Below are 4316 nucleotides of genomic sequence, written 5' to 3' on the forward strand. Positions count from 1 at the left end.
CCGGCCTGTTGCAGACGTCCGAGTACGCCACCGCGCTCATGCGGATCGGCTTTCCCAACGAGTCGACGGAGGACAAAAACATGAAAAAACGCTACTCAAAAGAATTTAAAGAAACCCTTATCGCCTTCTATCATTCTGGTCAATCCGTCACCCAGCTGTCTAAAGAATACGACGTGGCCCCTGCAACAATTTATAAATGGATAGACCTCTACTCTAAATCTAATGAAAGCTCCGTCTCTAAAGCTGATTTTCTAGAATTAAAAAGACAACTGGTTAAAGTTAAGGAAGAACGAGACATCTTAAAAAAAGTATTGACCATATTCGCCGAGAAAAAGAAGTGAGTGCTGCGGATATGGCTCAAACCATACAAACTTTAGCACTCAATGTCAGACTAAGCTGTCAACTCCTTGATGTTCCTGAATCAAGTTATTATGAACGGATTAACCGACATCCATCTAAAACTCAATTAAGGAGACAATACCTGTCACTCAAAATGTCTCAACTCTTCAATGCTAACCGAGGAATCTATGGTGCTCCTAAAATTCATCATCTTCTACTTAAACAAGGGGAAAAAGTCGGGTTAAAACTGGTACAGAAGCTAATGAAGCAACTTCAACTCAAGTCTGTAGTCATTAAGAAATTTAAGCCTGGATACTCACTAAGTGATCACATCAATCGAAAAAATCTTATACAGACTGAACCTACAAAGAAAAATAAGGTTTGGTCAACCGACATTACTTATATTCCTACTCAACAAGGATGGGCTTATCTCTCAACCATTATGGATCGTTATACTAAAAAAGTCATTGCTTGGGATTTGGGCAAGCGAATGACTGTAGAATTAGTGCAAAGAACTTTAAATAAGGCCATTAAATCACAAGACTATCCAGAAGCTGTTATTCTTCATTCTGACCAAGGAAGCCAGTATACGAGTCTAGAGTATGAAGAGTTGCTTAAGTATTATGGGATGACTCACTCTTTCAGTCGAAGGGGATACCCTTATCATAATGCCAGTCTTGAATCTTGGCATGGACATTTAAAAAGAGAGTGGGTGTATCAATTTAAATATAAGAACTTTGAAGAAGCCTATCAGAGTATTTTCTGGTACATCGAAGCCTTTTATAATTCAAAACGAATCCATCAAAGTTTAGGGTATCTTACACCTAATCAATTTGAAAAGGTAAGTGCTTAAAATAAATAGATTAAAATTCTACGTTTGTTACTCTAAAAACTTGACTTAACGTCAAATGCCATAAAAGATAATAAAGTCCGTTTAATTATTTTCATTGTTTTTGTCCTTATCTTTTTTTCTTGCCATAGAAGTAAAACCAAAACATGACCATGCAAAAAACATAATTAACCAAAAATTATTATCCATATCTTTCTTAGTAAAATAAGCAATTAAACTTAATATCGCCACAACAAAATATAAATAATTACTATATTTAAAAAATTTTTTCATTGAAATATCCTCCATATACCCGAATTGCTAGTTGATTATTTATCCATGACTTGATACCCGATAGAATATCTTAAAGTCTATGGTTCCAGTGATTTAGCTGATTTTAACAGTAAAGAATACGCTAAAAGTATCATCTCTAATCTCAATTGAAAACCTTGAGGCGAACGACTTTTACAACGCTCAGCTCCTAGATTTGTCAAAAAAGAGAAAACTCGCTCAATCACTTTTCTATGTTTTGAAAAATTAGGGAAAAGGATTTTCTTTTGCTTCATGTTCTTCCTGACAGGTGTAATTAGATCAATTCCTTCTAATTCCAGCCTTTCATGCAGTGACTGACCTAGATATCCCATATCTCCAAGGACTGTTGGTGTCCCAAATTGACTCAACACTTCCTCGGTCATTGAACTATCAGCCATTGAAGCAGGAGTAATTGTGTAGTCTATGACATAGCCTGATTCACTGACTAAAGCATGAAATTTACATCCATAGAAGTACTGTCCCTTTGTAGCATCGTAGCCAACATTTGCATCATCTCCAAGAACTTTGCTTCTGAAATTACGAATAGGCTGACACAAAGGAATGGGGAAGCTATCAATAATGGATACACTCATTCCTTCAACCTCTTTAAAGACGAGTGCTTGGCGAATGACTTGGATACTCGGTAAGAGGGCATTACAACGGCGGACAAAGCGAGAATATTCTAGGAAATTAGGAAATAAACTTTGAGCCAATTGGTGCTTAGCTTTAAGTGTTTCACTAAAATGCAGTACGCCCCAGAGGTAACAAGCGATAACTAAGCAATCTGATGTTGCGAGATGGACGTTTTTTCGGTTTTGAACCTCAAGGGGAACACTCGTTTGATAAATCGTCTCAATGGTTGTCAGTAAATAAACAAAAACTTTTGGAAGTGTGCTATTATAAGTCATATAAGTCGTGCGCTTTCTAATGCTTAGTGGTTTTAGATTAGGATAGCACGACTTATTTATTTTCCAATGAAATTAACTAGCAATTCGGGTAGAAAGTTTAGAGGTATCATATGAAACTACTTAATAATTTGTTGACTAGCTTAACACAATATGAGAATGAAATGATTCAAATTAGGCGTCATCTTCATCAATACCCAGAAATTTCTTTTCAAGAAAAAGAAACATTTAAGTATATTATGGGCTTTTATAAAGAACTTGACTGTGAACCAAAACTTATCGGAAAGGGATTTGGAATCATCGTTGATATTGAAGGTGGAAAATCCGGAAAAACTCTTGCGTTGAGAGCAGACTTTGATGCTCTTGCTATTTTTGAAGATAATGATTTAAGTTTTAAATCGGTCAATCCAGGAGTAATGCATGCCTGTGGACACGATGCACATACTGCATATTTGATGGTACTTGCTAGAGAACTAGTAAAAATAAAACAAGAACTTCCGGGAAGAGTTAGAATTGTCCATCAACCAGCAGAGGAAGTATCTCCTGGTGGTGCCAAAGGTATGATTAAAGCAGGAGCTCTTGACGGTGTCGATAATATGATCGGGGTTCATGTGATGACTACAATTAAAACAGGGGTCATTGCCTATCATAATAAAGAAACTCAAACGGGACGTTCTAATTTCACCATTACAATCAAAGGAAACGGAGGTCACGCTTCTATGCCACAATTAAGTAATGATGCAATAGTAGCCGCTAGTTACTTTGTAACTGAACTCCAAACAGTAATTTCAAGAAGAATAGATCCATTTGACATGGGTACTGTAACTATTGGATCATTTGATGGAGCAGGAAGTTTTAATGCTATACAAGATAAAGTAGTGTTAAAAGGGGATGTTCGGATGATGAAAGAAACAACTAGAAAAGTCATCCGAGACCAAGTGAAACAAATTGCTAAAGGCGTTGGAGTAACCTTTGGGGTTGAAGTGATTGTAGATTATGACGATAACTATCCTGTACTCTTTAATTCAGAAAATCTCACTCACTTTGTAGTTGACAGCTTAAAAGATCAGAATATTTCAGAAGTCAATAATATAGTCGATTTAGGACCACAAAATCCTTCTGAAGATTTTTCATATTATGGGCAAGTTGTACCAAGTACTTTCTTTTACATTGGTGCACAGCCTGAAGACGGCGGAAATTATCCCCATCATAGCCCTTTATTTAAAATGAATGAGAAAAGTATTTTAATCGCGGCTAAAGCAGTTGCAACTGTAACTATAAACTATCTATTTTTCAATAAAAAAATGTAGATTTACAAATAGCAAGATTTGTAGCTAAAGTTGCTCCTTCGTTATTTAATAAACTTATAAAAATATTTCTATCCTCTGTCCAGAAAAAGGTTGTATTATGGACGAGATTTAATTCACCGTCCGTCAAACTACGATACTGCGATGTCACTTAATGACAAGGTTTTGTATGTGTCCACAAATTCCGAGTTCTCTGTCTTGATGACAAATAACGTTCCAGAATATGCGTTGCTTACGTCCGGTAAAAGTTTTTTGAAGAATTTGGAAGATACGACAGGGCTTCTTGACGTTAAATATGACAATGTAGTAGGCAATTATGATATTGATAAGGCTGACATTGTTTATTATGTGTATGGTTTGCTTCATTCACCCGAATATCGGGATATGTATGCCAATGATTTAAAAAAGAGCTTGGCGCGGATTCCGCTAGTCCGAAATAAAGAAGCGTTTATTCGGATTGGAAAGGAGTTATCTAATCTGCATCTGAATTACGAGAAACAAGTGTCATACCCTGGAGTGACGGTGTCAGTTAGCTCTGATGATTATAAAGTGACTAAGATGAAACATCCTAAAAAAGGAGCCTTAGACACTATTATTTTCAATAATTCAATAACTATCTCGAAC

At 36.1% G+C, this 4316-nt stretch carries 4 protein-coding genes; 3 read left to right on the top strand and 1 reads right to left on the bottom strand.

All coding sequences use genetic code 11. The features are described 5' to 3' along the window. Nucleotides 1-80: 80 nt before the first annotated feature. Nucleotides 81-1192, top strand: a protein-coding gene (locus AB0A61_RS40855; RefSeq protein WP_361304654.1) for an IS3-like element IS981 family transposase whose coding sequence is annotated in 2 segments (ribosomal slippage) — nucleotides 81-297 and nucleotides 297-1192 — 1113 coding nt in all. Because the reading frame shifts where the segments join, the coding sequence is not laid out codon by codon here. Nucleotides 1193-1539: 347 nt separating this feature from the next. Here the strand turns inward: AB0A61_RS40855 and AB0A61_RS40860 are convergent. Next, entirely contained in the window at nucleotides 1540-2388 is an 849-nt protein-coding gene (locus AB0A61_RS40860; protein WP_361304650.1) for an IS982 family transposase, read from the bottom strand. 110 nt (nucleotides 2389-2498) lie between these two features. Between AB0A61_RS40860 and AB0A61_RS40865 the strand changes: the two genes are divergently transcribed. Further along, complete coding sequence (locus tag AB0A61_RS40865; protein ID WP_015082999.1) at nucleotides 2499-3695, top strand: M20 family metallopeptidase; 1197 nt, start codon at nucleotides 2499-2501, stop codon at nucleotides 3693-3695. Nucleotides 3696-3770: 75 nt separating this feature from the next. Next, on the top strand, nucleotides 3771-4316 hold a 546-nt coding region (locus AB0A61_RS40870), incomplete at its 3' end, for a type ISP restriction/modification enzyme (RefSeq protein WP_361304657.1).

Origin of the sequence: Streptomyces sp. NPDC046197, from assembly GCF_040646295.1 — a bacterium.
Classification (GTDB): Bacteria; Actinomycetota; Actinomycetes; order Streptomycetales; family Streptomycetaceae; genus Streptomyces.

Coding starts and splice junctions, on each gene's coding strand:
- AB0A61_RS40860 (WP_361304650.1), bottom strand. CDS start 2,388: ATGACTTATAATAGCACACTTCCAAAAGTTTTTGTTTATTTACTGACA.
- AB0A61_RS40865 (WP_015082999.1), top strand. CDS start 2,499: ATGAAACTACTTAATAATTTGTTGACTAGCTTAACACAATATGAGAAT.